Source organism: Leifsonia sp. 563 (assembly GCF_040545055.1).
Classification (GTDB): domain Bacteria; phylum Actinomycetota; class Actinomycetes; order Actinomycetales; family Microbacteriaceae; genus Leifsonia.
Map to the genome: position 1 here is coordinate 545,874 of NZ_JBEPLE010000001.1, position 26,406 is coordinate 572,279.

Genomic DNA, 26,406 nt, shown 5'->3' on the forward strand with positions numbered 1-26,406 from the left:
CTTCACCCACACCCGAACGGACACCATGACCACGGCCATCGCCCCCGCGCCGATGCTGCTCACCAAGCGCCGCATCTGGATCATCTTCAGCGCCCTCATCGCCGGGATGCTGCTCTCGAGCCTCGATCAGACCATCGTCTCGACCGCCATGCCGACCATCGTCGGCGACCTCGGCGGCGTCTCGCACCAGGTCTGGATCACCACCGCCTACCTGCTCGCCACGACGATCGTGATGCCCGTCTACGGGAAGCTCGGCGACGTGTTCGGCCGGCGGTGGCTGTTCATCATCGCGATCGCCGTCTTCACCGCGGCATCCATCGGCTGCGCATTCGCGGGCGACTTCTGGACCTTCGTGGTGTTCCGCGCGATGCAGGGTCTCGGCGGTGGCGGCCTCATGATCCTGTCGCAGGCGATCATCGCCGACATCGTGCCGGCCAACGAGCGCGGCAAATACCTCGGACCGCTCGGCGGCATCTTCGGCCTCTCCGCCGTCGGCGGTCCGCTGCTCGGCGGCTTCTTCGTCGACCACCTGACCTGGCAGTGGGCGTTCTACATCAACATCCCGGTCGGCATCGCGGCCCTGGTGATCGCCCTGTTCGCCCTGCGCCTGCCGAACAAGAAGGCGACCCAGCCGGTCGACCTCCTCGGCATCCTGCTCCTCTCCATCGCCACCACCTGCCTGATCTTCTTCACCGACTTCGGCGGCGACAAGGACCACGGCTGGAGCTCGCTGGGCACCTGGGCCTGGGGCATCGGCCTGCTCGCCGCCGCGGTGCTCTTCGTGGTGGTCGAAGCGCGGGCGAAGGACCCGATCATCCCGCTGTCCCTCTTCCGCAACCCGATCTTCCTGAACGCGACCGCGATCGGCCTCGCACTCGGGATCGGGATGTTCGCAGCCATCGGCTTCGTGCCGACTTTCCTGCAGATGTCGTCGGGCACGTCCGCCGCGGCTTCCGGTCTCCTGCTGCTGCCGATGATGGTCGGGCTGATCGGCACGTCCATCCTGTCGGGCATCGCGATCACCCGGACGGGGAAGTACAAGCTGTTCCCCATCCTCGGGACGATCCTCACCGGCATCGCGATGGTCTGCATGACGACGCTGTCGGCGTCGACGCCGATCTGGCTGATCTGCGTCTTCCTGTTCGTCTTCGGCGCCGGCCTCGGACTGATCATGCAGGTCGTCGTGCTCGTCGTGCAGAACGCGGTCCCCGCGGCGCAGATCGGGGTGGCGACCTCGACGAACAACTACTTCCGGGAGGTCGGTGCCGCACTCGGTACCGCGGTGTTCGGAACCCTGTTCACCACGCGACTGACCGAGAACCTCACCAGCGTCTTCACGAAGGCCGGCGCCTCCCCCGCCGACGCCGCGGGTGCCACCGCGACGCTGAGCCCGGAGGCCCTCAACAAGCTCCCGGACGCACTGCACACCGGCGTGGTGAACGCCTACGCGGACGCCCTGGCACCGGTGTTCTGGTACCTCCTGCCCTTCATCGTCGTCGCCTTCCTGCTCGCCCTCTTCCTCAAGCAGATCCCGCTCTCGGACCAGGCCGGCCTCGTCGCGCGGGGCGAAGCGATCGGCGGAGAGGAAGCGGAGCGGCTGGAGGCGGAACAGCGGGCGGCCGCCGAGGGCGCCGCCTCAGGGGCGGCGCCCAGGCCGTAGCTCTTATCTAGCGAAGGCGAGCTGGTCAGCCCTGCTCGATGTCCGAGAAGAGTCCCGTGAACGGCGTCCCCGTTGCGACCAGGCGCTGGAAGAACTCGCCCGCGATCGGTGTGGAGACCGCAGCGGACGCGTCCTCGTAGCTGTCGAAGTACAGATCGAGCGTGCGGTGCGCGGGGGTGGGCGTGCCGTCCTCCTTGGGCCAGACCTTTGCGGCCTCCACTCGGAGAAGGCCAGGGAGGCGGCGGGCGAGCGCCTCGGCCTCGGTGTAGTCGCGCTCGAACGCGGCTGCGTCGGCGGGGTTGTCGATGATGAGGGTGATCTTGGTGGGCATGGTGTCCTTCTTTCGTTATCGGTCGCTCGTGACGAGCTGTTCGGTGGATCGGTGTGTGCGGTTGCGGGTGTCGCTGCCCGCCGTCTCGAGCAGGCGCAGCCAGAGCTCGCTCATCGTCGGGTAGGCGGGTACGGCGTGCCAGAGCCGCTCGATCGGGACGGCCGCCGCGATGGCGATCGTGGCCGCGTGCAGCAGCTCGGCGGTGTCCGGACCGACGGCGGTGAAGCCGACGATCGTTCCGGAATCCTCGTCGATCAGCATGCTCGCCCGCCCGGTGTATCCGTCCGCGTGGAGAGCGGCACCCGCGACGGCGCCGAGGTCGTACTCGACCGGGCGCACTCGCAGGCCCGCCGCGGTCGCGCTCGCCAGGGTGTGGCCGACGGACGCGATCTCAGGATGTGTGAAGACGACCTGGGGCACCGCGTGGCGGTCAGCCGTTGCGGCATGCCGGCCCCACGGAGCGTCGTCGACCTCGGCGCCGAGTGCGCGGGCGACGATCACGTCACCGGTGGCACGGGCCTGGTACTTGCCCTGGTGGGTGAGGAGGGCGCGACCATTGACGTCGCCGGTGGCGTACAACCCTCCGTTCGCGATGGGGATGCCGTCGCCGTCAACCACGCGGAGCGTCTCGTCGACGGAGAGCCAGCTCCCGGGTTCGAGCCCGACGGTCTCCAGGCCGATGTCGCTGGTATTGGGCCGGCGGCCGGTGGCGACCAGCACCTCGTCGGCTCGTACCGTCTCACCGTCCCTCAAGCGGATGCGGATCGTTCCGTCGGTCTCCCGGGCGACCTCCGTCGGCTCTGCCCCGAGGAGGAGCCGCACGCCGTCGGCCGAAAGGGAGGCTGCCACCTGGTCGCGGGCGAACGGCTCGACACGGGGAAGGAGGCCGTCGCGGGCGATCAGCGTCACCGCCGTGCCGAGCGAACTATAGGCCGTGGCCATCTCGCTGCCGACCACGCCTCCGCCGATGATCGCGAGGCGCTCGGGGAGGCGTTCGGCCGAGACGGCCTCCCGGCTCGTCCAGGGCTTCGACTCGGCTAGACCGGGGATGGGCGGAAGGGCTGCGCTGGTGCCTGTCGCGACGACCACTGCGTGCCTCGCCACCAGAACCGTGGCGCTCCCGTCGGACGCGGTCACCTCGACGGTGCGCGGACCGAGGAGGCGCCCGTGGCCGCGCACGAGTGCGATGCCGGCACCCTCGAGCCACTCGACCTGACCATCGTCGTGCCAGTGCGACGCGAACCGATCCCGGCGCTGGAGTACCGCGGCCGTGTCGAGCTCCCCCGTGATCGCCGACGCGGCGCCCGGTAGGCTCCGGGCCGCGCGAAGGGCGGCCGCGTCGCGCAGCAGGGCCTTCGTCGGCATGCAGGCCCAGTACGAGCACTCGCCGCCGACCAGCTCCGCCTCCACGATCACGACGGAGAGACCGCCCTGCACCGCGCGGTCGGCGACGTTCTCCCCCACCGGGCCGGCGCCGATGACGATGACGTCGTACTCCGCCCCGCTCATCGGTCGTTCGCCTTGGCGGTCCGGCTGAGGCGGATGGCCGACACCAGGAAGAAGATGCCACCAAGCGTCGCGTAGCCGGCTAGGCCCACCAGGGAGGCCGAAGCTCCGGAGGACTGCAGCGCGAAGGCCGCCCCTGCCAGCACCGAGATCCCGCCACTGAGGATCATCGGCCACTGACCTCCGAGAGAGCGCCGCGAGATCCCGACGATGAGCTGCACCAGGCCGGCCGTGATCGCCCACAGACCCCAGACCAGCAGCACGGCGGCACGGCCGGACGTCACGGCGAAGGCCAGACCGATGGCCGCGAGGAGGCTCAACCCCATGTTCACGTACAGGAGGGCAGCCGATCGGGTCCCCCGCGAGGCGCGGTGATCGATGACCGCGGCAACAGCGTCGAACACCGGGTAGAGCACGAGGAGCGTGGCGCTCAGCGGCGTGATGGTCGCCGCCGTCACGCCGACGATGATGGCCCAGACGATCGCGAAGCCGAATCGGACGAAGTAGAGGGTGCGCAGGGACGAGGCGATGGCCGCTGGACGCGCCTCGGATGTGGTGGTTGTCATGCCGTTCCGTTCTCTCGTAAGTCGATGTAGAATGACTAGTAACTCTACATGCGTCACCCTAGTCACAAACGAGCGGTGTTCGCAAGCGACCCGGAAAAGAGCCACCTATGATCGAGAACGTGAAGACGTCGATGCGCGAGCTGTTGGTCGGCGCCGCGACGGAGCTGTTCTACGCCGAAGGCCTGCGCGCGGTCAGCGTGGACAAGGTGATCGAACGCGCCGGCACCACCAAGGTGACCTTCTACCGCCACTTCAAGAGCAAGGACGACCTGGTCGTCGCACACCTCGAGCTGCGCGCACAGCAGGAGCGCGACGGGATCCTGGGGGCGATCGCAGCTGCGGACGGCGACCCCGACCGGGTGTTCCAGCTCATCGCCGCCCAGCTCGGGGAGTTCTCCTGCCTGCAGGGATTCCGCGGCTGTCCCTTCATCAACGCCGCTGCCGAGTACCCCGACCCGGAGAGCTCCGTCCGCCAGACGGTGGACGCTCACCGCGCGTGGTGCAAAAACACGTTCCGCGAGATCGTCGAGCCTCTCGGGCTCGCGGATCCGCGCGGCGTCGCCGACGATCTCATGCTCATCCGTGACGGCGCGATGGTCGCCGGCTACCTCGACCCGGCCGAGGAGCTCGAGGCGTCCTTCCTGCGGAGCGCGAGGGCGTTGACGCGCTCCCACTGAGCGCGGCGGATGCCGGCGAAGCGCGATGCTTTTCGGACATGACGCGACACTACTCACTCGCCCGAATCCGCGTACGGTGACCGGCAACCACAGAGCAGAACGGATCGACGAGGAGGACATCATGGGCATCGACGACAAGGTCGACGCGAAGGGCGACAAGCTGAAGGGCAAGGTCGACGAGGTCATCGGCAAGGTCACCGACGACGAGTCTCGCGTGGTGAAAGGCAAGATGGAGCAGGCGGAGGGGAGCGTGAAGGACACGGTCGCCGACGTGAAAGCCCACCTGAAGGACAGCGCCGATAAGTCGGACGACGATCGTCGGGACGACGCGGACACGCTCTAGGGCGGCGATTCGACCCCGCGCCCGGATCAGCTGGACCGCAGCAACCGAGCCAGCGCCAGCCCGGCCGCTGACACCAGCGGAGCCGAGGCGATCACCAGTGCGACCGGATTCGGGCAGAACGTCGGACCGTGGGGCCCGCCGATGTAGGCGCCGATCGGTATCGCGTAGCCGCCTCCACCGCCGCCGCTGCCCTCGCCTCGCATGGCGCTGTTGGGATCGTCACCGGACCCCTCCCCGCCTCCGAAGCCGAAGAAGACGATCGCGACGGGAAGGATGTCGTGTCCGTCGAGCGTGGTCTTCTCGCCGTAGGCGAGCCGCGCGCCCCAGGCGGGCACGGAGTCAGCCAATCTCTCGATGAGGTTCGTCATGGCTTGACGGTACGCGCGTCGATCGGCCGCGACCAGAGGCAATGCCTGTGACGTCGCCCTCCTACAATCGTTGTAGCGTCGCGTGCCGGTGGCAGTCTGTGCCAGGCATGGAGGCGTCGGACCCAAGGACTGTCGATGATTTCATCACTCCTTTCCCTCTCGCGTGACTGACCGCGAGACGACCAGGCTCATCGTCTGGAGCAGCGAACTACGACGCGTTCACCGACGCCTCCGCGACGCCGTGCGCGTCACGCAGGAGGCGCTCAGAAGTGGCGGCGACGTCGAGCACGTCGGCCGCGACCTGCTCCTGTACTGCCACGGGTTCTGCGCTGCACTCGACGGCCACCACCGAGGCGAAGACCGGGCCCTCTTCCCTGCGATCGAGGAAGCCCACCCGGATCTGGCTCCCGTGCTTCGCGCGCTCGAACAGGACCACTCGATGATCTCGCATCTCCTGACGGAGCTACGGGCAGCGCTCGACCACGCGGTCTCCACCGATGACCTCGACCGCCACCTGGCCGGCATCACCGCGATCATGGAAAGCCACTTCCGTTATGAGGAACAGCAACTCCTCACGGTCCTCGAAGGCCTCGAACTGGACGCTGCCGTGACCGACGTGCTCGGTCCTTTGTGACCGGCACGAAAAAACCCCCGGATCCCTTGTAAACACCGGGATCGCGGGGGTTTTCTATGGCGGTACCGGTGGGATTTGAACCCACGGTGGGCTTTCACCCACACAACTTTTCGAGAGTTGCACCTTCGGCCGCTCGGACACGGTACCGCGGACTATCGTACGCGATTCCCGCGGTCGTCTCCAATCGGGCGGAGTGGGCATCGCGGGGTCGTTGGTCCGGGGTACTGTTCCGTCCATGAAAGCTCTCCGTCGCATCCTCGCGGCCGCGGCCGGACTGGTGGCCGGGGCCGTTCTCACCGCCGTGGGGTGGCAGCGCGTCCAGGCGAAGCGTGCCGCCGTCGCCGAGGGGCGGGTACGGCTCAACGAGATGCTGCCCATCCACTCGAAGTGGTGGCGGGATGCCGCGAAAGACCCGGGCGAGCTGCTCTACGTGGCCATCGGCGACAGTGCCGCCCAGGGGATCGGCGCCTCCGCACCGAAGAACAGCTACGTCGGTGTGATCGCCGACCACCTGCGTGCCGTCACGGGTCGGTCTGTGCGGATCGTCAACCTCTCGGTCTCCGGCGCGACGGTCGCCCTGGCCGTTGCCGACCAGCTGCCGCGCTTCGCGAGCCTCGAGCCCGACATCGTCACGGTGTCGATCGGCGCCAACGACATCGCGGCATTCGATCCGGATCGGTTCCGCGAGGGGATGCGCGCAGTGTTCGCCGCGCTGCCGCCGCACGCGATCGTGGCCGACCTGCCCTACTTCTACCTGCCATGGAACGAACGGCTCGTCGCCGAGGGCAACCGCATCCTGCGCGAGGAGGCCACCGCCCGAGGACTCACGGTGGTTCCCCTCCACGCGACCATGCGTCGGCAGGGGTTGCGTGGAGCGTTCACCCAGTTCGCCGAAGATCTCTTCCATCCCAACGACCACGGCTACCGCGTGTGGGCGTCCGCGTTCCTCCCGGCGGTCACCGCCCGCGCCCGCGAGTTGTACCCGCGCCACGGCGAGACCGAGCAGCAGGAAGCCCTCAGCGCCTGACCTCCGGCACGCCGCAGCTCAGTGCGTCACGTGTGCGGGGGCGACGTGCGAGAGGATGCGTCCCCATGTCGGGACGATGGCCAGATGCCCGGCGCCCGGCACCATCTCCATGCGCGCATCGGGCAGCGACCGCTGGTACCAGGCCGCATGCGCGTGGCCGGTCAGCGCATCCGCCTGGCCGGCGATCACGAGCGTCTTCGCGGTGACGTCCGCGAGGTCGAAGCCCCAGGGACGGGCGGTGTAGCTCAGGATGTCGCCGGCGACGCCGCGCGGACCCTGGGTGTACGCGTCGATCAGCATCCTGCCCAGCCGGTCGCGAACTCCCGGGCGCGCCAGCGCCTGCTCGTCCACGGCGCCGATGCCGAGCGCGTCCAGCGGCACGTCCGCCGGCTCGGTGGCCGCTGCGACGGCGTCGGCCTGAGGCTGGAGCATGGCGGACAGGCGGCTCATCGCCTCGTCGGGCGTGAGTGTGGCGAGCTGATCGGACATCTGCTGCAGCTTCGGGTCGATCCAGGGAACTGCTTCATTCGGAGCGGGCGTCCCGACGATCGCGACCCGGTCGACGAGCTGGGGATGGCGCGCCGCGAACGCGAGCGCGACCCGGCCGCCGGCCGACCAGCCGACAACCCCGACCGTGCGCGGGCGGGTGACGCCGATCACCGACTCGGCGACGACGACGGAGCGCACATACTCGGCGATGTCGTCGGCGGCCTGGACGATGCTGGGCCAGCTCCCGAACGGCCACGGATCGCTGGAGCCGTAACCGGGCCTGTCGAGCGCGACGATGTGCGCGCGGCGCTCGGCCGACGCGTCCGGATCCGGATCGAACACGGACGACCCCGGGGCGGGGTGGCAGAAGATCACGAGCCGCTCGGCGTCGGAGTCGCCGAAGCCGGTCAGCCCGAGCACACGGCCGGAGCGGAGGGAGAACGTACGATCAGCCATGCGGCCCATTGTGCACGCCTGCACCGACACGCAGAAGGGGCGATGGACGGTCGGCTCGGCCCGACGGATGTGCTCACACCCGCCCCGACCTCCGACTTGTCCACGGCCTCCGCGATCCTCCCTCCGATGACGGTGGCTCACCGTAGTGTTGACCCCGATCGAGGAGGTGCCGTGCCGAAGGCGTCTGTCAACTACCGCTGCTCCGACTGCGGGTGGACCACAGCCAAGTGGGTGGGCCGCTGCCCGGAGTGCCAGGCGTGGGGCACGATGGCCGAGACCGCCCAGGCGACCGGGGTACTCCGCGCCGTGAAGCCCGTGACCATCGCCGCCGGCCGCGAAGCGCGGGCGATCACCGACATCGCGCCCGGCGACGGCGCGAACCGCCGGCCGAGCGGCATCGGGGAGTTCGATCGCGTGCTCGGCGGCGGCATCGTCCCCGGGGCGGCCATCCTGCTCAGCGGCGAGCCCGGCGTCGGCAAGTCCACCCTGCTGCTCGAGGTCGCCTCCCGCGCCGCGCGAGCCCGCAACCGTGTGCTGTACGTCAGCGCCGAGGAGTCGGTGAGCCAGGTGCGGATGCGAGCCGAGCGCACCGGGGCCGTCCACGACGAGCTCTACCTCGCGTCCGAGACCGATCTGTCCACGATCGTGGCGCAGATCGACGCCGTCGACCCCACACTCGTGATCGTCGACTCGGTCCAGACCGTGTCGAGCAGCTCGGCCGAAGGCATCGCGGGTGGGCCAAGCCAGGTGCGCGAGGTCGCCAGCGCGCTGATCCGCATCGCGAAAGAGCGAGATCTCCCCATCCTCATCGTCGGTCACGTGACGAAAGACGGCTCGATCGCCGGTCCGCGCTTGCTCGAGCACCTGGTAGATGTGGTCTGCCAGTTCGAGGGCGACCGTCAGACGGCGCTCCGCTTCATCCGCGCGCTCAAGAACCGCTTCGGGCCCACCGACGAGGTCGGCTGCTTCGAGATGGCCGGCGACGGCATCGCGGAGGTCACCGATCCCAGCGGCCTCTTCCTCAGCCGGAACACGACCCCGGTCTCCGGCACCTGCGTCACCGTCGCGATGGAAGGGCGCAGACCGCTCCCCGTCGAGGTCCAGGCGCTCGTCGTCGGCACCACGGCGCCCAACCCGCGCCGGGTCACCAACGGGGTGGATGCGTCCCGCGTCGCCATGCTCCTGGCCGTCCTCGAGCGCCGCGCCGGCATCCGGCTGGGCGACAAAGACGTCTACGTGTCCACGGTCGGAGGGGTCCGCCTGACCGAGCCGGGCGCCGACCTGGCCATCGCGCTCGCCATCGCCTCGGCGGCGACCGAACGCGCGATCCCCCACACGCTCGCAGCCTTCGGCGAGATCAGCCTGGCCGGCGAGATCCGACCGGTCGTGAGCGGCAAACAGCGCACGGCCGAGGCCGCACGCCTCGGCTTCACGACGCGCGTGGACGACCGCAGCGCCACCGTCCGCGAGGCGCTCCGCCTCGCGTTCATGGCCGCCAGCACCGATCGGGAGCGCGAACTCGACGCCGCGTTCTGACCGCCGGTCGAAAACACGCGCCGCCGAACGACGTCCTGGTGACGACATCCGTCATACGGAAGGAACGACCATGCCGCAGTACGCCATCCTCATCTACTCCGACCCGACCGCCGAGCACGACGCCGCCGAACTCGCCGAGCACGACGCCCACTCCGCCGACCTCATCCAGTCCGGTGCGCTCACGGCTGCCTACGCCCTCGCCCCGCACACCGCGGCGCGCGCCGTCCGAGGCGACGGCATCACCGACGGTCCCTACACCGAGAGCAAAGAGCTGATCGCCGGCATCGGCATCATCGACGCTCCCGACCTCGACGCCGCACTCGCCATCGCCCGCCGCAACCCGGCCACGCGACACGGATCAGGCGTCGAAGTGCGCGAGATCGAAGGCTCCTACATGCGCGAGGCCGACTCCACCGACTGAACGCCCCGACCTACTGCAGGATGAACTGCTTGGTCTCCGAGCTCTTGACGCCCGCGACGGTCGTCTCCAGGTGGTACGAGGCTCCGCCGGCAGGCACCTGCTCGCGGCTCGCCTGACAGGTCGACGGGTCAGAGCGCGTGCGGTCCCAGGTGATCGGTGCCTTCGATGAGATCGTCTTCGCCGGCTCCAGCAGCACCTCCGCATCCACCTTGTCGGTCTGGCAGTCCGTCGACTTCCAGTACACCTCCGAGCCGCTGGTGATCGTGAACACCTGCTGCGCCGTGCCGGCGTCGATCGTGCACGCCTTAGAACCCGTGTTGGTCAGCGCGACCGACAACTGCGGGAGCTCGCCCGCGGCATAGACGTCCTTGTCGGTCACGGCCTCCACCTTCACGTCGCCCGGCTTGCACGGCTGGCCGTCGGCCGTCGCACTGGAGGTCGGGATGCTCGTCGCCACCGCGGCCGGAGTCCCGGTGCTCCCCGGCGCGGGCTTCTTGTCCGCGGGCTCCCCGTTGGACGCGCCCGGGCGCACGACGATCAGGACGATGATGACGACGACGGCGATCACACCGAGGAGGACGATGAGCCTGCGGCGCCAGTAGACGCCGCTGGGCTGGGGGCCGACCGGGTTCTTGAACGTCGACATGCCCGCACTATAGCCAGGGCGCGACGGCGCGACGGGCAGGCGCGCCCGAGGTTCCGAGAGCGTTCAGCGAGCCCCGCCGACGCCGGATGCGGCGGCTCAGAGCCGCTTCAGCATCCGCGTGTTGCCGAGGGTGTTCGGCTTCACTCGCGCCAGGTCCAGGAACTCGGCGACGCCCTCGTCATTGGAGCGCACCAGCTCGGCATACAGCTGCGGGTCGACCGTCGACTCCCCCATGTCCTCGAACCCGTTGCGCCCGAAGAAGTCGACCTCGAACGTCAGGCAGAACAGCCGATCAAGGCCCAGCTCGCGCGCATCCGACTCCAGCCGCCTGAGCAGCGCCCTGCCGACGCCGCGGCCGAGCCATTCGTCGGCGACCGCGAGAGTGCGCACCTCCCCGAGGTCGCTCCACATCACGTGCAGTGCACCGCAACCGATCAGGCGGCCGTCGGCGTCCTCCGCCACCCGGAACTCCTGCACCGACTCGTAGAACGTGACGGTCTCCTTGCCGAGAAGGATGCGTCGCTGCACCAGCGGTTCCACCAGTTCCTGGATGCGCTTGACGTCGCCCGTCCGCGCCCGCCGGATGCTGAACCCTGGACCGTTCTCACCGCTCACCGTTCCACCCTACCGAGCCCCGAGATGTCACACGGGCAGAGACGCCACAAGGGCCGACCTCCGAAGAGGCCGGCCCTTGTCGTGGGTCACGCAGTCGCGGCGACGATCACTCGTTCGCTGCGAGGTCCGGGGTCGCCGGGCCGGTGCCGATCGCGGCGGTGGCGTTGATGCCGGCCCCGATGGGCTCCTTGCGGGCGGTCGTCGTGAAGACGAACTCCCCGTCGGCGAAGTCGACGTGGACGTGGTCGCCCGCGTTCAGCTCGCCGTGCAGGATCCGCTCGCTCAGCCGGTCCTCGATCTCGTGCTGCACCGCGCGGCGGAGCGGACGGGCGCCGAGCGTCGGGTCGAACCCGACCTCGATCAGCCGCTCCTTCGCCGGGACGGTCAGCTCGATGGTCATGTCGCGGTCGAGCAGACGGGTCGACAGCCGCTTGATGAACAGGTCGACGATCTGCAGGAGCTCGCTCTTGTCCAGCTGCGGGAAGACGATGATCTCGTCGACACGGTTCAGGAACTCGGGCTTGAAGTTCTTCTTCAGCTCCTCGTAGACCTTCCCGCGCATCCGGTCGTAGCCGGTCTGCGGGTCGCCCTCGATCTGGAACCCGACGGGGCCGCCGGAGATGTCCTTCGTGCCGAGGTTCGTGGTCATGATGATGACGGTGTTCTTGAAGTCGACCACGCGTCCCTGGCCATCTGTCAGACGTCCCTCCTCCAGGATCTGGAGCAGCGAGTTGAAGATGTCGGGGTGCGCCTTCTCGATCTCGTCGAACAGCACGACGCTGAACGGCTTGCGACGGACCTTCTCGGTGAGCTGGCCGCCCTCCTCGAATCCGACGAACCCGGGAGGGGCGCCGAACAGACGGGAGACGGTGTGCTTCTCGCCGTACTCCGACATGTCGAGGGAGATCATGGCCGACTCGTCGTCGAACAGGAACTCGGCGAGCGCCTTCGCCAACTCGGTCTTACCGACACCGGTGGGACCGGCGAAGATGAACGAGCCGGACGGACGCTTCGGGTCCTTGAGGCCGGCGCGGGTGCGGCGGATCGTCTTCGAGAGGGCCGCGATGGCCTCCTCCTGGCCGATGACGCGCTCGTGCAGCGCCTTCTCCATGTAGACGAGCCGGGCCGACTCCTCCTCGGTGAGCTTGAACACGGGGATGCCGGTCGCCTGGGCCAGCACCTCGGCGATGAGGCCCTCGTCGACCTCGGCCGTGGTCTTGACCTCGCCCGAGCGCCACTGCTTCTCGAGACGCAGCCGCTCGCCGAGGAGGTTCTTCTCCTCGTCGCGGAGGCTGGCGGCCTTCTCGAAGTCCTGGTCCTCGATCGCGCCCTCCTTCTGGGAGCGGACGGCGGCGATCTTGTCGTCGAACTCGCGCAGCTCCGGCGGCGCCGAGAGGATCGACAGACGCAGGCGGGCGCCGGCCTCGTCGATCAGGTCGATGGCCTTGTCCGGGAGGAAGCGGTCCTGGATGTAACGGTCGGCGAGGTTCGCCGCGGCCACGATCGCACCGTCGGTGATGGACACCTTGTGGTGCGCCTCGTAGCGGTCGCGCAGACCCTTCAGGATGTTGATCGCGTGGGGCAGCGACGGCTCGGCCACCTGGATGGGCTGGAAGCGGCGCTCGAGCGCGGCATCCTTCTCGAAGTGCTTGCGGTACTCGTCGAGTGTGGTCGCACCGATGGTCTGCAGCTCGCCGCGGGCCAGCAGCGGTTTGAGGATGCTGGCAGCGTCGATCGCGCCCTCCGCGGCACCTGCGCCGACGAGGGTGTGGATCTCGTCGATGAAGGTGATGATGTCGCCGCGGGTGCGGATCTCCTTCGTGACCTTCTTCAGGCGCTCCTCGAAGTCACCACGGTAGCGGGAACCGGCGATGAGCGAGCCGAGGTCGAGCGTGTAGAGCTGCTTGTCCTTCAGCGTCTCCGGCACGTCGCCGCGCACGATGGCCTGCGCGAGACCCTCGACGACGGCGGTCTTGCCGACGCCGGGCTCACCGATCAGCACCGGGTTGTTCTTCGACCGACGCGACAGGATCTGCATCACGCGCTCGATCTCCTTCTCGCGCCCGATCACCGGGTCGAGCTTGTTGTCGCGCGCGGCCTGCGTGAGGTTGCGGCCGAACTGGTCGAGGATCTGGCTACCGGCCTGCGCGGTGTTCTGATCGTTGCCCCCGACCTGGACCTGCTCCTTGCCCTGGTAGCCGGAGAGGAGCTGGATGACCTGCTGACGTACTCGGTTGAGGTCGGCGCCGAGCTTCACGAGGACCTGGGCGGCGACGCCCTCGCCCTCGCGGATCAGGCCGAGCAGGATGTGCTCCGTGCCGATGTAGTTGTGGCCGAGCTGCAGCGCCTCGCGGAGGCTGAGCTCCAGCACCTTCTTGGCGCGCGGCGTGAACGGGATGTGCCCGGTCGGCTGCTGCTGGCCCTGGCCGATGATGTCCTGGACCTGCTCGCGGACCGCGTCCAGCGAGATGCCGAGCGACTCGAGCGCCTTGGCGGCGACGCCCTCACCCTCGTGGATCAGGCCGAGCAGGATGTGCTCCGTCCCGATGTAGTTGTGGTTCAGCATCTTGGCCTCTTCCTGGGCCAAGACGACGACACGGCGGGCGCGGTCGGTGAATCTCTCGAACATGTCTACTCCTCGTACGACACCGTTGCAGGTTCGGCGTCGATACAAAGAGAGTAACCACCGCTCGCCCTGTCACGTGGCCCTGTTCGCCGTGGGCGTGACGTGCCGTCGGCGACCGAGCGGATTGCGGCCGATCAGCCCCGATCGGCGGGCAGCGTGAGCGTCGAGTCGGGCAGGACGACACTCACCTCGCCGCTTTTCGCAATGCGGTCGGGCGTGGTGAAGACCGTGGTGTGGGGCACGAAGTCGTGGGTGCAGACCCCGCCGGGGGCGGGCGCGAGTGTGGCGGTGATCGAGTCGTTCGCGGTGGCGGACACGGTGGCGACCTTCGGTGGGCAGGTCGAGCTCCCGTAGAGGACGATCGCGAACCGCTCGCCGCCGTCGAGCCAGGCGGCCCAGGATGCTCCGCCCGCGCTGCTCGCCGGCGCGTCGACCCCCTTCGGCTCGCCCGCGTAATCGTCGACCGGTTTGCCCGGCGCTGTGCTGCATCCGGCGAGCGCGGCGACCACCAGGATCGCCGCGACGGCGGGGAGGAGTCTGGTCGTGGTCCGGAGCACGTGACCATTCTAGGAACCCGGGCTCCGGCCGTCATGCCCGACGCCTAGGATGCCGCTATGAGCAACTTGGAGCGCGATCCGGCCGAGCTCGTCGCGACGTCGGCCGTGCTCACGGACGCCGGCGTGGAGATCCTCGAACCGCGGGATGTTCCGCTCGGCGGCCCGCGCGCGATGACCGTCCGCCGGACGCTCCCGCAGCGTCGCCGTTCGCTGATCGGCGGCTGGTGCTTCATCGACCACTACGGTCCCGACGATGTCTCGGCGACCGGCGGGATGCGCGTCCCGCCGCATCCGCACACGGGACTGCAGACGGTGAGCTGGCTCTTCGAGGGCGAGATCGACCATCGCGACAGCGTGGGCAGTCACGCTCTCGTCCGACCGGGAGAGCTCAATCTGATGACCGCAGGTCGCGGGATCAGCCATTCGGAGGTGTCCACGCCGGGGACGCGGCGACTGCACGGCGTCCAGCTCTGGGTGGCCCTGCCGAACGCCTCGCGCGATGTCGAACCGTTCTTCGAGCACCACACTCCCGTGGCGGGCAGCATCGGCCCGGCCTCCGTGCGGACCTTCGTCGGATCGCTCGCCGGAAGCGGCACGTCCGCGACGGTGTTCTCGCCGCTGGTCGGCACCGAGATCGTCATGCCGGCCGACACCACGATCGAGGTCCCCCTCGAGGAGGGATTCGAGCACGGCGTGCTCGTCGATGCGGGCGACGTCACCATCGACGGCACACCTGTTCCGGTCTCTCATCTGGCCTACCTGAATCCCGGTCGCACGAGCCTTTCGGTGAGCTCGGGAGCAGACGCCCGGATCGTGCTCCTCGGCGGAGAGCCGCTGGGCGAGCAGATCGTGATGTGGTGGAACTTCATCGGCCGGAGCCATGAGGACGTGGTCGCCTACCGGGCGCAGTGGCAGGGCGAGGTCATCGCCGGAGCCGATCCTCACGGACGTTTCGGGACCGTCGAGGGCTACGACGGAACGCCGTTGCCTGCGCCGGAATTACCGACGGTCCGCCTGCGGCCGCGCGGCTGACTCATATCCGTCCACATCTCCGCGACCGCGGCACTTCTCCACAATTCGAGCTCCCTCGGCCCCTCCCGGCCTCTGGCACGTCAGGATGGTCTCACTGCATGCAAATCCATTGCATCTGCATGCACCCCACCCTAAACTGAACCCATGGGAGTCACCGTGCAAGTGCGAGATCTGGATCCGGCCGTCAACGATCGCCTGAAGGCGGCAGCAGCAGCGAAAGGGCTGTCCTACTCGGAGTACCTCCGTCGGCAGCTCACCCGCATCGCCGAGAGGCTGCGCATCGAGGAGCGTTGGGCGGAGGTGACGGTCGAGCAGCGTGTGCTGGCGCAGCGTCAGCCTCCGAGCGCCAGCGGTCGACGACCGTTGAATATCACCACGGAGGAGATCGTCCAGGGCATCCGCGACGACCGGGGAAGCCGATGATCGCGGCGGTGATGGACTGCAGCGCTCTCGTCGAACTGCTCTCGCGCGAGGGACTCGCTGCGTTCGAAGAGAACGACGAGCTGGCCGAGTGCATCCTGGTGGCGCCCCACCTGATCGACCCGGAGTTCGTGAGCGCGATGCGCAAGCATGCCCTCCGGCACCCGGACGACGCTCAGCTCGCCGAGCAGGTGATCCTCGAGTTCTACCGACTCGAGATCATGCGTGTGGAGCACGAGCCACTCTGGCCCGACGCCTGGCGCTGGCGAGAGAACCTGAGCGCCTACGACGCCATGTACGTCGCGCTCGCCCGTCTCATGGAGCTGCCCCTCGTGACGGCGGACGACCGCCTCGCCGCGGCTGCCGAGCGGTGGTGCGAGGTCAGGCGATTGAGCGAGCTTCAGCCGGCCTGACCGTCGCGCACACGGCTCCGCAGGTCCGGCGGGTCACTGCAGCGCGGAGGTCAGCCGGGCCAGGTTGTCCAAAACGGTGGAGCGGAGCGGCTGCTTCATCCACTCGTCCAGCGTGAGCTCGCGGCTGTCCTGGCGATAGCCGTCCTCGACCTTCCGCATCTCATCCACGAACGAACGCCCTCGCACCATGAGGGAGACCTCCATGTTGAGCTGGAAGGAACGCATGTCCATGTTGCTCGAACCGATGACGGCGACGTCGTCGTCGATGGTGAAGTGCTTCGCATGAAGGATGTAGGGCGCCTTGTACATCCAGATCCGGACTCCTGCGCGCAGGAGCGCTTCGTAGTAGGAGCGCTGAGCGTGATAGACGAGTGCCTGGTCACCGATCTCGGAGACGAACAGGTCGACGCGGATCCCGCGCTGCACGGCCGAGGTGACGGCCATGAGCATCGATTCGTCCGGCACGAAGTACGGGGACGTGATGACGATGCGTTCCTGCGCGTAGTAGAGGAGGGCGAGGAAGAGGCGCAGGTTGTTCTCGCCGGCGAATCCCGGTCCGGAGGGCACCACCTGGGCGTCGAGCTCGTTGGCCTCGATCTCGTCGGTGATGGGCTCCGTCTCGCGGCGGAGCAGTTCGTCCGTCTCGCTGTACCAGTCGGTGATGAAGATGGCGTTCAGACCGGCGACGATGGGGCCCTCGAGCCGGACGATGAGTTCCTTCCACTTCAGCCCGCGCCGGATGTTCGACTTCTTGTTGTAGCTCCGGTCGATGACGTTCTGGGAACCCATGAACGCCACGCGACCATCGACCACGAGCAGCTTGCGGTGGTTCCGGAGGTCGGGGCGCTGATACTTCCCCTTGAAGGGCTGGACCGGGAGCATGAGCTGCCACCGGGCGCCCATCGCCGTGAGTCTCTCGAGAGTGCGCTTGTAGTCGGGCGTCCGCAGCGAGGCGATGTGGTCGAGGAGCACGCGTACGGTCACGCCGCGCTCCACGGCGGCCTCCAGGGCATCGAAGAACGGGGCGGTCGTCTTGTCGAGCGTCAAGATGTAGAACTCGACGTGGACGTATCGCTTCGCCTTGCCGATCTCCGCGGCCATCGCGTCGAGCGACCCCTGGTAGTCGCCGTTGAGTGTCGCCCGGTTGCCGCCGACGAGTGGCATGGCCCCGAGCTTGCGGTTCAGCTCGACGACCCCTTCGAGCCACGGCGGCCACGGGTGGTCACGGCGCACCCGCTCGATGCCCTCGGTGCTGTCGATGATGAAGCGGTTGATCTCGTCCTGCTTCTGGCGGCGGCTCTTGGGCAGCTTGTAACTGCCGATCAGGAGGAAGAAGAGGATGCCGATGTAGGGGATCAGGAAGATCGCGAGCAACCACGCGGTGGCCGACGTCGGCTTGCGGTTGCGCGGGACGATGATGATGGCGAGGACGCGGATGACGAAGTCGATCAGAAGTGCCAGGACGATGAAGAACGAGACCCAGAACCCCGTCTCCATGCACGCATCCCTCGGTCGATCCCAGAAAGACGCCTATGCGTCCCCAGACATACCGTAGCGGGAACGCGAACGTCGAGCGGCGAGGCCCTCCGCACGCGGGCGGCGAAGGTCACGTGGCCGACGGCGCTGGGTGGGGAGGAGTCAGGCCTTGGGGGCGAGGCCGCGGCGAGCGCGCTCCTCGGCTTCCAAGCGCGAGTAGGCCTTCCGCTCGTTGCGGTCGGCGCGCACGATCGCTCGCATGATCGCCCAGAACAGCAGACCGACCAGGACGGTCGGCGCGAGGGCCCAGACGATACCGCTGATGACGTCGTTCATAGCGTGTCCATCGTACCGCCGGGTCCTGGGAGCCTACTTGACCAGCGGGAAGAGGATCGTCTCACGGATGCCCAGGCCGGTCAGGGCCATCAGCAGGCGGTCGATGCCCATGCCCATGCCACCGGTCGGCGGCATGCCGAACTCGAGAGCCCGGAGGAACTCCTCGTCGAGACGCATCGCCTCGTTGTCGCCCGCGGCTGCCAGCTTCGCCTGCTCGACGAAGCGCTCCCGCTGCACGACCGGGTCGACGAGCTCGGAGTAGCCGGTCGCGAGTTCGAAGCCCCGCGTGTACAGATCCCACTTCTCGACGACGCCTTCCCGCGAGCGGTGCGCACGCACCAGAGGGCTGGTGTCGACGGGGAAGTCCATGACGAAGGTCGGACGCACGAGGTCGGTCTTGACGTAGTGCTCCCACAGTTCCTCGACGTACTTGCCCGGCAGCGGGTGCTCGATCTCGATCCCGGCGAGAGCGGCGAGTTCGCGGAGGCGCTCGATGGGGGTCTCCGGCGTGATCTCCTCGCCGATCGCGTCCGAGAGGCTGTCGTACATGCGGATGCGGTCCCACTGGCCGCCGAGGTCGTACTCGGTGCCGTCCGCCCACGTGACGACGTGCGATCCGGAGACCGCGACGGCGGCATCCTGGATGAGCGTCTGGGTGAGGTCGGCGATCGAGTTGTAGTCGCCGTAGGCCTGGTAGGCCTCCAGCATGGCGAACTCCGGGGAGTGCGTCGAGTCCGCGCCCTCATTGCGGAAGTTGCGGTTGATCTCGAACACGTGGTCGATGCCGCCGACCACGGCGCGCTTCAGGTAGAGCTCCGGCGCGATGCGGAGGTACAGCTCCGTGTCGAAGGCGTTCGAGTGCGTGACGAACGGGCGAGCGGACGCGCCACCGTGGATGACCTGCAGCATCGGCGTCTCGACCTCGACGAAGCCGCGGTCCGCGAACGTGCGGCGCAGGCTCGCGACGGCCGCCGCGCGATCGAGGACCGTCTTCCGCGCCTGGTCGCGGGCGATCAGATCCAGGTAGCGGGCGCGGACGCGGGTCTCCTCGCTCAGCTCGCTGTGCAGATTCGGCAGGGGAAGCAGCGCCTTGGCGGCGATCCGCCACTCGCGCGCCATGACCGAGAGCTCGCCGCGGCGGCTCGAGACGACCTCGCCGGAAACGAACACGTGGTCGCCGAGGTCGACGAGCTCCTTCCACGCGCCCAGCGACTCCTCGCCCACCTCGGCGAGCGACACCATCACCTGGATGCGCGAGCCATCGCCGGCCTGCAGCACCGCGAAGCACAGCTTGCCGGTGTTGCGCAGGTGCACGACCCGGCCGGCGATGCCGACGATCTCGCCGGAGCCCTCGTCCGGCTGCAGGTGATCCCACTTCGCGCGGACGGCCGGGATGGTCGTGGTGACCGGAACCTGCACCGGGTACGCGCCGCCGCCGGGGCCCTCCGCCTCGGCAAGCAGACGGTCGCGCTTGCCGAGCCGGACCGCCTTCTGCTCGCTGATCTCGTCTTCGCCGAGCTGGTCGTCGCCGAGGTCGGCCGCGGTGGTCTGCGCGTCGGTCATCGCTGTCTTTCCGTTCGAGGGGGCGGGCGGTGGTGCGGTGGTCACGTCGTGAGGCGCTGGTTGTCGATCAGCCGGGTCGTTCCGACGCGAGCGGCGATCAGCATCAGGGCGGGACCGTGGTGGTCAGGCGACGCTTCGCGGAAGGTATCCGGGTCGACGATCGCGAGATAGTCAAGCTTAACGGCTGGGTCCGCCTCGACGTGCGCGCGGGCGGCTCCGAGGGCAGCCTCCACGCCATCGCGAGCGGCCTCCGAGCCCGCCGACAGGGAGCGGGACAGGGTGACCGCGGCGAGGCGCTGGTCCTCATCCAGGTAGCGGTTGCGGCTGGAAAGGGCGAGGCCGTCCGACTCGCGGACAGTGTCCACGACGGCGATCGAGACCGGCAGGTTGAGGTCATCGACCATGCGGCCGATGACATGCACCTGCTGGGCGTCCTTCTGACCAAAGACGGCGACGTCCGGCTGCACGATGTTGAAGAGCTTGCTGACGACGGTCAGGACACCGTCGAAGTGACCGGGGCGGGAGGCTCCCTCGAACACGGTTCCGGACTCCCCCGCCGTCACCCGGGTCTCCGAAGGGCCGTCCGGATACATCTCCGAGGCGGAGGGAGCAAACACGACGTCGGCGAGGCCCTCGAGGGCGGTGACGTCCGCGTCCAGCGTGCGAGGGTAGCGATCTAAGTCCTCTCCGGGGCCGAACTGCAGCGGGTTCACGAAGATCGACACCACGACGAGACCCCCGAGGTCGCGCGCCTGCGACACCAGGCGGAGATGTCCCTCGTGCAGCGCCCCCATGGTCGGCACGAGCACCACGCGGCCCGTGGGCGCGTCCACCGGGCCGTCCTGGCGTGCGACACGGCGCGCGTCCGCGACCCGGGCCCGCAGCTCGGCGATGGTGGTGATGATCTCTGGCATGCGCATCCCTTCGGCCGGCTCGAAACCGGCCGCAACCAGGCTACTCGCCGCGCAGGAACCAGCCGCGCCCGTCGTCACCGGGATCGCCCTCGGGGCCGGTACCTCCCGCGACACCGCCTGCAGCGTCGTCCTGCAGCGCGCCGATCACGTCGAGGTCCAGCCGCGTCGGAGCACCGGCGCGGGTGAGCGCGTTGTCTACCGCGGAGCGGATGAGCGAACTGAGGAAGGAGCCGGGCTTCTCGACACCGATGCTCCGAAGCAGCCCCGTCGACTGCTCCACGATCGACCGGGAGAACGCCGTCGCCGTCGCGATCGCCTCGGCGTAAGCCGGCCGGTCCGCCTCATCCACGACCACCGGCTCGCCGCCCATCTCCACCACCAGCGCCTGCGCGATCGGGAGGACCGGTGCCGGGGCCGTCACGGCGAAGTAACTCTCACCCAGCCGGGCGAGGTCCAGACTTGTGCCCGTGAACTCCAGGGCCGGGTGGACGGCCAGCGGGATGGCGCCAGCCGCCGCCGCGGGCTGCAGCACGTCGATTCCGAACCCGGGAGCCGTATGCATGACGATCTGGCCGGGCTGCCACGTTCCCGTCGCTGCGAGACCCGCGACCAGGCTCGGGAGCTCGGCCGCGGGCACGGCAAGGATCACCAGCTCGCTGCGCTCCACCACGGTAGGGATGTCGAGGACCGGGACTCCGGGCAGCATCGCCTCCGCGCGCTCCCGGCTCTGCTCCGACACGGCCGAGACCCCGACGATCGCGTGTCCCGCGCCGGCCAGGGCGAGTCCGAGCACCGGGCCGACGCGACCGGCGCCGATGATGCCCAGCCCCAGCCGGCCGGAACGCTGCGAAGGCGGACGGGCGGACGGCAACATCAGTGCTCCTTCTCGGTGTGGTTCGTGGCCTGCCCCCACCGGTGGCTCCGATCCGCGGCCGCCGCGGCGACGGCCCGCGTCGAGACCTCCTCGAACAACCGGACACCGTTCGGTGCGTCGATCGCCGCCAGCCGCGGGTGAACCGGGCCGGACACGGTGTGGAACCGCGCATCGGCGAGCCCGAGGCCCGCATCCAGAGGACCCTGCTGGAGCTCCAGGCTCTGCAGACGCGCGAGCGGCACGATCGCGAGACTCCGCCAGACGAACCCACGGCGCAGCAGGATCGCGTCATCGACCACGCGGTATCCGGTGCGCTGCCAGGAGAACGGACGGATCCACACCGCCCGGCGCGGACTGCCGACGAACGCGTCCCGCCCGGCCGACGTCATCCCGGATTCGATCAGCTCCCGGTGCTCGTCCGTTGCGAAGCCCGGCAGCACCAGGGACAGGACGCGGAAGACGTCAGCCGCGTCGCCGACCGGAAGCATCGTCGTGTTCGGCTGTCCGGCCGCGCCCTTCTCGCGCGAATGACCTGCGGTGTCGATGCGGATCTGCCACCAGCCGAACGGCCGCCACAGCAGCGGCTGCAGCACCTCGACGGCATGGATGCGGCCGGGCGGCAGCGTCTCGTTGCTCGTGCTCAGCAGACCGAAGCCGACGCGCACTCCGTCCGGGGTCCCGGCGATCGAGTACCGCAACGACTTCGTGAAGCGGTTGATGTAGAAGCTGGCGGACCCGATCAGACCGGGCAGCACGACGATGAGGAGCCACAGCTCGCCGCTCGACGCGCCCCAGATCAGGAAGGCGATCACGACCAGCACGAACACCGTGAACCCGCTCAGCAGGAGCGAGCCCAGCAGCCGCAGCGGCGGGATCTTGACGACCGACTCCGGCGGCGCGGCGTTCGGATCCAGCTCGGGCGCGAGGAACTCATTCACGCGACGGCCGACGAGGTCCCCGACCGCGGCCGCACGGGACGGAGCACCGCCGGCCGTAGGTGCGCCTGCCGGTGCACCCGAGTCACTCTCGCTGACGGCAACTGCGGCCGCACCGCCCGACGCTGCCGCCTCGGCTTCCGCCGCCTCCGCCGCCCGCACGCCGGAGGCCAGCCGCAGCACATCCGCTCGCAGGCCGTCAGCCAGAGACGAACCAAGGTAGGCCAGCTGCACGTTCGCGTCGTGGCCGGCGACCGACACATCCAGCTTGGCCGCTCCGAAGATGCGCGCCAGCACCGGCCGCACGACGTTGATGCCCTGAATGCGGTCGAGCCGCGCCTTGCGCTGCGTACGGAACAGGATGCCGCTGCGCACTTCGACCGCGTCGCCTGTGATCCGGAAGCTGTGCATGCGCCACGAGAGGTAGAAGGCCCCGAAGCAGAGCAGCAGCACCACCGCCACCCCGAGGAGCGCCCAGCCCTCCCAACCGTGGTTGTAGATCGCGTCCAGCGGGTCTCCGCCGTACTCGGGCGCGCCGACGAAGAAGCCGATCAGGCGCTCGCGCAGGTTCGAGAGAACGAATCCGAACAGGGCGATGAACACGATGCCGCCGCGAAGGAGAGGCGTCGCGGGATGCAGCCGGTGCCACTCGCCGTCGGTGTACCGCTCGGCGGCGCGCTCCGCACGCGTCAGAGGGCGGCCGACGGGCGGACCTGCCGGCGCGCCGCCATCCGGGGCGCTCACAGTCCCGCCCGTCTGCTCTCCGCCAGCTCGACGAGCCGGTCGCGAAGCTCGGCGGCCTCCGGCTCCGGGAGGCCAGGGACCATCACGCCGGTGGATGCGGCGGCCGTGACGAACTTGAGGTCGGCCAGTCCGAGCATCCGGCTGACCGGTCCCCGGTTGATGTCGATGAGCTGCATGCGCCCGTACGGAACCGAGACGAAGCGCTGGAACATGATGCCGCGGCGGAACAGCAGGTCGTCGTCGCGCAGCCGGTACCCGATCGAGCGGGCGCGGCGCGGCGCGATGATGAGCGCGATCACCGAGATGACGACCACGACGACGAGCGCCACCCAGCCGAACGGCCAACCGCCCACCAGCCAGAGGAACAGCGAAGCCGCCGCGAGCACGAGCCCGGTGATCACCGTGCTCGCGATGACGACGAGGACGTACTTGGGCGAGACGCGGCGCCACTCGCCGACGTTGAGGTCAATCCGATCGGGCATTCACGGTCTCCGTGCGGTCGTCGTCGTCGCCCGGGGGCAGGGTGCAGAACAGCTCGGCGACGAGACCGGCGACGAGCAGGATCACCGCTCCGGCCGTCGTGAGCGCGGTAAGCAGGATGGCGTTGCCGCCCGGCAGGACGTCGCGGCTGAGCAGGTAGGCGCCGATCCCGATGCCGATGCCCGTGAGCAGCGCACCGCTCAGCCCGCACGCCTTGGCGAGCACGACGATCCGGGTGGCCTGGAACGGGTCGATGCGGCGCACGCTCCGCCCGCGCACGGCACGGCGGATCGGCAGAGCGAACGCGATGACGATGATCGCCACCGCCACCAGTGTGATCGGCAGCGTCAGCGGCGGGATGAACACGGGCTGGCCCATGCCGGCGGCGGCCAGCTCGGCGAGGAAGCCGACGACGAGCCCGGCGACGCCGAGGCCGATCAGCGAGCTCGGACGGGTGCGCTTCACGAGCGGCCCTCCCAGAGACGGACGGGATCGGTGGCGCGAGCGGCGAGCTCGGCGACCGATCCGAAGCCGGTAAGCCGGGCATCCGGGTCGACGTCGAGCCACGGCACGAGGACGAAGGCACGCTCGTGTGCCCGCGGATGCGGCAGCACGATGCGCGGGTCGTCGTCGGACACCATCCCGTCGTAGTCGACGATGTCGATGTCGATGGTGCGGTCGCCCCACCGCTCTTCGCGGACGCGGCCCAGCCGGTCCTCGACGCTGTTGACGACGCCGAGCAGCGCGAGCGGATCGAGCAGGGTGCGGACGAGCGCCACCGCGTTGAGGTAGGCGGGCGCCTCCGCGTCGATCCCGTCGGGCTTCAGCGCGGGCGTCTCGTACAGCCGCGAGACCGACTGCACATCGACCCCGGCCTCCTCGCGCAGCGCATCAACGGCCGCATGGATGGTGCCGGCGCGGTCGCCGAGGTTGCTCCCGAACGCGAGCACGGCCGGAACGCCGACCCGCATGCGGACCGGCTTCCCCAGCGGAGCGGCGTTCACGCGCGCCCCCGCGTGATGCGCACGGCGACATCCCCGAACGGCACGCTGATCGGCGCCTGCGGCTTGTGGACGGTCACCTCGACGACATCCACCGGCTCGTGCGCCAGCACGGTCGCGGCGACCCGCTCGGCGACGGTCTCGATGAGGTCGACGGGGTCCCGCTCGACGGCCGCCACCACTTCTTCGGCGAGCTCGCCGTAGTGGACGGTCGACGCGAGGTCGTCACCGGCCGCCGCGACCGAGAGGTCGAGCCAGGCCGTGACGTCGACGACGAAGTCCTGCCCGTCGGCGCGCTCGAAGTCGAACACTCCGTGGTTGGCGCGGACGCGCAGACCGGTCAGGATGATCGAGTCGGCGGGCCGCGGCTGGATGCTACTCATCGCGTCCAGCTTGCCATGCCCGCACCACGTCGAGGGCGATCCGTGTCGACGGAACATCGTGGACACGGACGGCCCACGCGCCCGCCTGCGCGGCCAGCGCCGAGATGACGGCCGTCGGGGCGTCGCGCGCCTCCGCCGGCGCACCCTCGGGCAGCAACGCCCCCAGGAACCGTTTGCGGGATGCACCGATCAGCACCGGGTACCCCAGCGTCTCGATCTCGTGCAGCCCGGCGAGGACCTGCCAGTTGTGGCGTGCGTTCTTCGAGAAGCCGAGACCGGGGTCGAGGATGAGCTTGGCCGGGTCGATGCCGCGCCGCACCAGGTCGGTGACGCGCGCGGAGAGCTCCGCCCGCACCTCCGCCACCGTGTGCTCGTAGACGGCCCGCGAGTCGGCCGCGTCGAGCCGGCCGCGCCAATGCATCGCGACGTACTGGGCGCCCGTCTCGAGCACGACGTCCGGCATCCGCTCGTCGGCGAGGCCGCCCGAGACATCGTTGATGATCGCCGCGCCCGCCTCGACCGCGGCCCGTGCGGTCGACGCGTTGAGGGTGTCGACGCTGACCGTCACCCCGCGGGAGGCCAGCTCGCGGATCACGGGGACGACGCGGGCCTGCTCGTCGACCGGGTCGACGCTCGCGGCTCCGGGCCGGGTGGACTCGCCGCCGACGTCGACCATGTCGGCCCCCTGGGCGACCAGGTCGAGGCCGTGCGCGATGGCGGCGTCGGGCTCCAGCCAGAGTCCGCCGTCGCTGAACGAGTCCGGCGTCACGTTGAGGACGCCCATGATGAGGGTCACTTGACGCCGCGTCCGATCAACGCGATGAGCTCGGCCCGCACCACGGGGTCGGTGTACGCCCCACGGGCGGCGACGGTCACGGTCGTGCTGCCTGACTGCCGGGCGCCACGGGTCGTGACGCAGGAGTGCGCGGCATCGAGCACGACGAGCACGCCGCGTGCGGAAGCGCCCTGCTCGATCGTGTCGGCGATCTGCTCGGTCAGGCGCTCCTGGATCTGCGGACGCGACGCGAGGGTCTCGATCGCGCGCGGGATGCGTCCCAGCCCGATGACGCTGTCGCCGGGCAGGTACGCGACGTGGGCGACGCCGAGGAAGGGCAGGAGGTGGTGCTCGCAGACGGAGCGGAACTCGATGTCGCGCAGCAGCACCGTGTCGGCCTGGTGGCCCTGCTCGAGCGGCACCGGCTCACCCAGCTCGGCAGCGGCATCCCGGCCGATCCCCGCGAAGAACTCGGCGTACGAATCCGCAACACGCGACGGCGTGCTCTCGAGGCCCGGACGCGACGGATCCTCGCCGATGGCGGCGAGGATCTCGGCGACGGCCGCTTCGATGCGCGGACGATCGATGCCGCTCATGCGCGC

Annotated in this window: 30 protein-coding genes, 1 tRNA gene and 1 pseudogene; 10 read left to right on the plus strand and 22 right to left on the minus strand. The window is 69.3% G+C overall.

Features of this window, described 5'->3' with window-relative positions; translation table 11 throughout:
- Window positions 1-10: 10 nt before the first annotated feature.
- Window positions 11-1,660, plus strand: a pseudogene (locus ABIC47_RS02690) (MDR family MFS transporter); the annotation flags it as partial.
- Between the two features lie 25 nt (window positions 1,661-1,685).
- On the opposite strand, the gene ABIC47_RS02695 reads toward ABIC47_RS02690, so the two are convergent.
- From ABIC47_RS02695 to ABIC47_RS02705, 3 genes are read right to left on the minus strand one after another with little or no spacing between them, the layout of a single operon-like run.
- Window positions 1,686-1,991, minus strand: coding sequence for an EthD family reductase (locus tag ABIC47_RS02695; RefSeq protein WP_354476897.1), 306 nt, complete (start codon window positions 1,989-1,991; stop codon window positions 1,686-1,688).
- Between the two features lie 15 nt (window positions 1,992-2,006).
- On the minus strand, window positions 2,007-3,500 hold the full coding sequence (locus ABIC47_RS02700) for a dihydrolipoyl dehydrogenase family protein (RefSeq protein ID WP_354476899.1): 1,494 nt from the start codon (window positions 3,498-3,500) through the stop codon (window positions 2,007-2,009).
- Window positions 3,497-4,063, minus strand: coding sequence for a hypothetical protein (locus ABIC47_RS02705; RefSeq protein ID WP_354476901.1), 567 nt, complete (start codon window positions 4,061-4,063; stop codon window positions 3,497-3,499). The genes ABIC47_RS02700 and ABIC47_RS02705 overlap by 4 nt, the downstream gene beginning before the upstream one ends.
- A gap of 107 nt (window positions 4,064-4,170) precedes the next feature.
- Between ABIC47_RS02705 and ABIC47_RS02710 the strand changes: the two genes are divergently transcribed.
- Together ABIC47_RS02710 and ABIC47_RS02715 are read left to right on the plus strand one after the other, a co-directional pair.
- Window positions 4,171-4,740 (plus strand): TetR/AcrR family transcriptional regulator, encoded by a 570-nt coding sequence (locus ABIC47_RS02710; protein WP_089877288.1) that lies wholly within the window; start codon window positions 4,171-4,173, stop codon window positions 4,738-4,740.
- Window positions 4,741-4,861: 121 nt separating this feature from the next.
- On the plus strand, window positions 4,862-5,083 hold the full coding sequence (locus tag ABIC47_RS02715; protein ID WP_354476903.1) for a CsbD family protein: 222 nt from the start codon (window positions 4,862-4,864) through the stop codon (window positions 5,081-5,083).
- Between the two features lie 26 nt (window positions 5,084-5,109).
- Here the strand turns inward: ABIC47_RS02715 and ABIC47_RS02720 are convergent, their stop codons facing one another.
- Window positions 5,110-5,451: a hypothetical protein gene (locus ABIC47_RS02720; RefSeq protein ID WP_354476905.1), complete on the minus strand. Its 342-nt coding sequence runs from the start codon at window positions 5,449-5,451 to the stop codon at window positions 5,110-5,112.
- 241 nt (window positions 5,452-5,692) lie between these two features.
- Between ABIC47_RS02720 and ABIC47_RS02725 the strand changes: the two genes are divergently transcribed.
- The gene (locus tag ABIC47_RS02725; protein WP_354476907.1) at window positions 5,693-6,085 is read left to right on the plus strand and encodes a hemerythrin domain-containing protein; all 393 of its coding nucleotides are present in this window, start codon (window positions 5,693-5,695) and stop codon (window positions 6,083-6,085) included.
- Window positions 6,086-6,142: 57 nt separating this feature from the next.
- Here the strand turns inward: ABIC47_RS02725 and ABIC47_RS02730 are convergent.
- Window positions 6,143-6,232 (minus strand) — tRNA-Ser (locus tag ABIC47_RS02730).
- Between the two features lie 88 nt (window positions 6,233-6,320).
- Between ABIC47_RS02730 and ABIC47_RS02735 the strand changes: the two genes are divergently transcribed.
- Window positions 6,321-7,112, plus strand: a complete 792-nt coding sequence (locus ABIC47_RS02735) for an SGNH/GDSL hydrolase family protein (RefSeq protein WP_354476909.1) — start codon at window positions 6,321-6,323, stop codon at window positions 7,110-7,112.
- Window positions 7,113-7,130: 18 nt separating this feature from the next.
- Here ABIC47_RS02735 and ABIC47_RS02740 read toward each other — a convergent pair whose 3' ends face one another.
- A complete protein-coding gene (locus tag ABIC47_RS02740; protein WP_354476911.1) occupies window positions 7,131-8,057 on the minus strand; it encodes an alpha/beta fold hydrolase in 927 nt (308 codons plus the stop codon).
- 171 nt (window positions 8,058-8,228) lie between these two features.
- Here ABIC47_RS02740 and radA point away from each other — a divergent pair, with 171 nt between their 5' ends.
- Entirely contained in the window at window positions 8,229-9,593 is a 1,365-nt protein-coding gene (gene radA / locus ABIC47_RS02745; RefSeq protein ID WP_354476913.1) for a DNA repair protein RadA, read from the plus strand.
- Between the two features lie 70 nt (window positions 9,594-9,663).
- Window positions 9,664-10,014: a YciI family protein gene (locus tag ABIC47_RS02750; RefSeq protein ID WP_354476915.1), complete on the plus strand. Its 351-nt coding sequence runs from the start codon at window positions 9,664-9,666 to the stop codon at window positions 10,012-10,014.
- 10 nt (window positions 10,015-10,024) lie between these two features.
- On the opposite strand, the gene ABIC47_RS02755 is transcribed toward ABIC47_RS02750, so the two are convergent.
- The 4 genes from ABIC47_RS02755 to ABIC47_RS02770 all read right to left on the minus strand — a co-directional run bounded on the left by ABIC47_RS02755 (window position 10,025) and on the right by ABIC47_RS02770 (window position 14,458).
- Window positions 10,025-10,660, minus strand: coding sequence for a hypothetical protein (locus ABIC47_RS02755; protein ID WP_354476917.1), 636 nt, complete (start codon window positions 10,658-10,660; stop codon window positions 10,025-10,027).
- Window positions 10,661-10,756: 96 nt separating this feature from the next.
- A complete protein-coding gene (locus tag ABIC47_RS02760) occupies window positions 10,757-11,275 on the minus strand; it encodes an amino-acid N-acetyltransferase (protein WP_018192112.1) in 519 nt (172 codons plus the stop codon).
- Window positions 11,276-11,381: 106 nt separating this feature from the next.
- The gene (locus tag ABIC47_RS02765; RefSeq protein WP_018192113.1) at window positions 11,382-13,904 is read right to left on the minus strand and encodes an ATP-dependent Clp protease ATP-binding subunit; all 2,523 of its coding nucleotides are present in this window, start codon (window positions 13,902-13,904) and stop codon (window positions 11,382-11,384) included.
- 131 nt (window positions 13,905-14,035) lie between these two features.
- The gene (locus tag ABIC47_RS02770) at window positions 14,036-14,458 is read right to left on the minus strand and encodes a hypothetical protein (RefSeq protein WP_354476920.1); all 423 of its coding nucleotides are present in this window, start codon (window positions 14,456-14,458) and stop codon (window positions 14,036-14,038) included.
- 57 nt (window positions 14,459-14,515) lie between these two features.
- On the opposite strand from ABIC47_RS02770, the gene ABIC47_RS02775 reads away from it, so the two are divergent.
- The 3 genes from ABIC47_RS02775 (at window position 14,516) to ABIC47_RS02785 (ending at window position 16,323) form a co-directional block, all read left to right on the plus strand.
- Window positions 14,516-15,490 (plus strand): pirin family protein, encoded by a 975-nt coding sequence (locus tag ABIC47_RS02775; RefSeq protein WP_354476923.1) that lies wholly within the window; start codon window positions 14,516-14,518, stop codon window positions 15,488-15,490.
- Between the two features lie 144 nt (window positions 15,491-15,634).
- Complete coding sequence (locus ABIC47_RS02780) at window positions 15,635-15,913, plus strand: FitA-like ribbon-helix-helix domain-containing protein (protein ID WP_018192116.1); 279 nt, start codon at window positions 15,635-15,637, stop codon at window positions 15,911-15,913.
- An 11-nt stretch (window positions 15,914-15,924) separates the two neighbouring features.
- Window positions 15,925-16,323 (plus strand): type II toxin-antitoxin system VapC family toxin, encoded by a 399-nt coding sequence (locus ABIC47_RS02785; RefSeq protein WP_231371299.1) that lies wholly within the window; start codon window positions 15,925-15,927, stop codon window positions 16,321-16,323.
- Between the two features lie 33 nt (window positions 16,324-16,356).
- On the opposite strand, the gene cls is transcribed toward ABIC47_RS02785, so the two are convergent.
- From cls to folE, 12 genes are all read right to left on the minus strand, one after another.
- On the minus strand, window positions 16,357-17,820 hold the full coding sequence (gene cls / locus ABIC47_RS02790) for a cardiolipin synthase (RefSeq protein ID WP_020076823.1): 1,464 nt from the start codon (window positions 17,818-17,820) through the stop codon (window positions 16,357-16,359).
- A gap of 141 nt (window positions 17,821-17,961) precedes the next feature.
- The gene (locus ABIC47_RS02795; protein WP_018192119.1) at window positions 17,962-18,135 is read right to left on the minus strand and encodes a hypothetical protein; all 174 of its coding nucleotides are present in this window, start codon (window positions 18,133-18,135) and stop codon (window positions 17,962-17,964) included.
- A gap of 33 nt (window positions 18,136-18,168) precedes the next feature.
- A complete protein-coding gene (gene lysS / locus ABIC47_RS02800) occupies window positions 18,169-19,698 on the minus strand; it encodes a lysine--tRNA ligase (RefSeq protein WP_354476928.1) in 1,530 nt (509 codons plus the stop codon).
- A 41-nt stretch (window positions 19,699-19,739) separates the two neighbouring features.
- On the minus strand, window positions 19,740-20,618 hold the full coding sequence (gene panC / locus ABIC47_RS02805) for a pantoate--beta-alanine ligase (RefSeq protein WP_354476931.1): 879 nt from the start codon (window positions 20,616-20,618) through the stop codon (window positions 19,740-19,742).
- Window positions 20,619-20,652: 34 nt separating this feature from the next.
- Window positions 20,653-21,486, minus strand: a complete 834-nt coding sequence (locus ABIC47_RS02810; protein WP_354476934.1) for a Rossmann-like and DUF2520 domain-containing protein — start codon at window positions 21,484-21,486, stop codon at window positions 20,653-20,655.
- Window positions 21,486-23,165: a PH domain-containing protein gene (locus ABIC47_RS02815; RefSeq protein WP_354476937.1), complete on the minus strand. Its 1,680-nt coding sequence runs from the start codon at window positions 23,163-23,165 to the stop codon at window positions 21,486-21,488. Before ABIC47_RS02815 ends, ABIC47_RS02810 begins: the two co-directional genes overlap by 1 nt.
- Entirely contained in the window at window positions 23,162-23,647 is a 486-nt protein-coding gene (locus tag ABIC47_RS02820; protein WP_018192124.1) for a PH domain-containing protein, read from the minus strand. The genes ABIC47_RS02815 and ABIC47_RS02820 overlap by 4 nt, the downstream gene beginning before the upstream one ends.
- Window positions 23,631-24,110 carry a DUF3180 domain-containing protein gene (locus ABIC47_RS02825; RefSeq protein ID WP_089877565.1) on the minus strand — a complete coding sequence of 160 codons (480 nt, stop codon included), beginning with the start codon at window positions 24,108-24,110 and terminating at the stop codon, window positions 23,631-23,633. Before ABIC47_RS02825 ends, ABIC47_RS02820 begins: the two co-directional genes overlap by 17 nt.
- Window positions 24,107-24,649 (minus strand): 2-amino-4-hydroxy-6-hydroxymethyldihydropteridine diphosphokinase, encoded by a 543-nt coding sequence (folK, locus tag ABIC47_RS02830; RefSeq protein WP_354476940.1) that lies wholly within the window; start codon window positions 24,647-24,649, stop codon window positions 24,107-24,109. Before folK ends, ABIC47_RS02825 begins: the two co-directional genes overlap by 4 nt.
- Window positions 24,646-25,029 carry a dihydroneopterin aldolase gene (gene folB, locus ABIC47_RS02835; protein ID WP_018192127.1) on the minus strand — a complete coding sequence of 128 codons (384 nt, stop codon included), beginning with the start codon at window positions 25,027-25,029 and terminating at the stop codon, window positions 24,646-24,648. Before folB ends, folK begins: the two co-directional genes overlap by 4 nt.
- Window positions 25,022-25,825 (minus strand): dihydropteroate synthase, encoded by an 804-nt coding sequence (gene folP, locus ABIC47_RS02840; protein WP_018192128.1) that lies wholly within the window; start codon window positions 25,823-25,825, stop codon window positions 25,022-25,024. Before folP ends, folB begins: the two co-directional genes overlap by 8 nt.
- A complete protein-coding gene (gene folE / locus ABIC47_RS02845) occupies window positions 25,822-26,400 on the minus strand; it encodes a GTP cyclohydrolase I (protein WP_018192129.1) in 579 nt (192 codons plus the stop codon). The genes folP and folE overlap by 4 nt, the downstream gene beginning before the upstream one ends.
- Window positions 26,401-26,406: the final 6 nt, after the last annotated feature.

Coding starts and splice junctions, on each gene's coding strand:
- ABIC47_RS02695 (WP_354476897.1), bottom strand. CDS start 1,991: ATGCCCACCAAGATCACCCTCATCATCGACAACCCCGCCGACGCAGCC.
- ABIC47_RS02700 (WP_354476899.1), bottom strand. CDS start 3,500: ATGAGCGGGGCGGAGTACGACGTCATCGTCATCGGCGCCGGCCCGGTG.
- ABIC47_RS02705 (WP_354476901.1), bottom strand. CDS start 4,063: ATGACAACCACCACATCCGAGGCGCGTCCAGCGGCCATCGCCTCGTCC.
- ABIC47_RS02710 (WP_089877288.1), top strand. CDS start 4,171: ATGATCGAGAACGTGAAGACGTCGATGCGCGAGCTGTTGGTCGGCGCC.
- ABIC47_RS02715 (WP_354476903.1), top strand. CDS start 4,862: ATGGGCATCGACGACAAGGTCGACGCGAAGGGCGACAAGCTGAAGGGC.
- ABIC47_RS02720 (WP_354476905.1), bottom strand. CDS start 5,451: ATGACGAACCTCATCGAGAGATTGGCTGACTCCGTGCCCGCCTGGGGC.
- ABIC47_RS02735 (WP_354476909.1), top strand. CDS start 6,321: ATGAAAGCTCTCCGTCGCATCCTCGCGGCCGCGGCCGGACTGGTGGCC.
- ABIC47_RS02740 (WP_354476911.1), bottom strand. CDS start 8,057: ATGGCTGATCGTACGTTCTCCCTCCGCTCCGGCCGTGTGCTCGGGCTG.
- ABIC47_RS02750 (WP_354476915.1), top strand. CDS start 9,664: ATGCCGCAGTACGCCATCCTCATCTACTCCGACCCGACCGCCGAGCAC.
- ABIC47_RS02755 (WP_354476917.1), bottom strand. CDS start 10,660: ATGTCGACGTTCAAGAACCCGGTCGGCCCCCAGCCCAGCGGCGTCTAC.
- ABIC47_RS02765 (WP_018192113.1), bottom strand. CDS start 13,904: ATGTTCGAGAGATTCACCGACCGCGCCCGCCGTGTCGTCGTCTTGGCC.
- ABIC47_RS02775 (WP_354476923.1), top strand. CDS start 14,516: ATGAGCAACTTGGAGCGCGATCCGGCCGAGCTCGTCGCGACGTCGGCC.
- ABIC47_RS02780 (WP_018192116.1), top strand. CDS start 15,635: ATGGGAGTCACCGTGCAAGTGCGAGATCTGGATCCGGCCGTCAACGAT.
- ABIC47_RS02785 (WP_231371299.1), top strand. CDS start 15,925: ATGGACTGCAGCGCTCTCGTCGAACTGCTCTCGCGCGAGGGACTCGCT.
- cls (WP_020076823.1), bottom strand. CDS start 17,820: ATGGAGACGGGGTTCTGGGTCTCGTTCTTCATCGTCCTGGCACTTCTG.
- ABIC47_RS02795 (WP_018192119.1), bottom strand. CDS start 18,135: ATGAACGACGTCATCAGCGGTATCGTCTGGGCCCTCGCGCCGACCGTC.
- lysS (WP_354476928.1), bottom strand. CDS start 19,698: ATGACCGACGCGCAGACCACCGCGGCCGACCTCGGCGACGACCAGCTC.
- panC (WP_354476931.1), bottom strand. CDS start 20,618: ATGCGCATGCCAGAGATCATCACCACCATCGCCGAGCTGCGGGCCCGG.
- ABIC47_RS02810 (WP_354476934.1), bottom strand. CDS start 21,486: ATGTTGCCGTCCGCCCGTCCGCCTTCGCAGCGTTCCGGCCGGCTGGGG.
- ABIC47_RS02820 (WP_018192124.1), bottom strand. CDS start 23,647: ATGCCCGATCGGATTGACCTCAACGTCGGCGAGTGGCGCCGCGTCTCG.
- folB (WP_018192127.1), bottom strand. CDS start 25,029: ATGAGTAGCATCCAGCCGCGGCCCGCCGACTCGATCATCCTGACCGGT.
- folE (WP_018192129.1), bottom strand. CDS start 26,400: ATGAGCGGCATCGATCGTCCGCGCATCGAAGCGGCCGTCGCCGAGATC.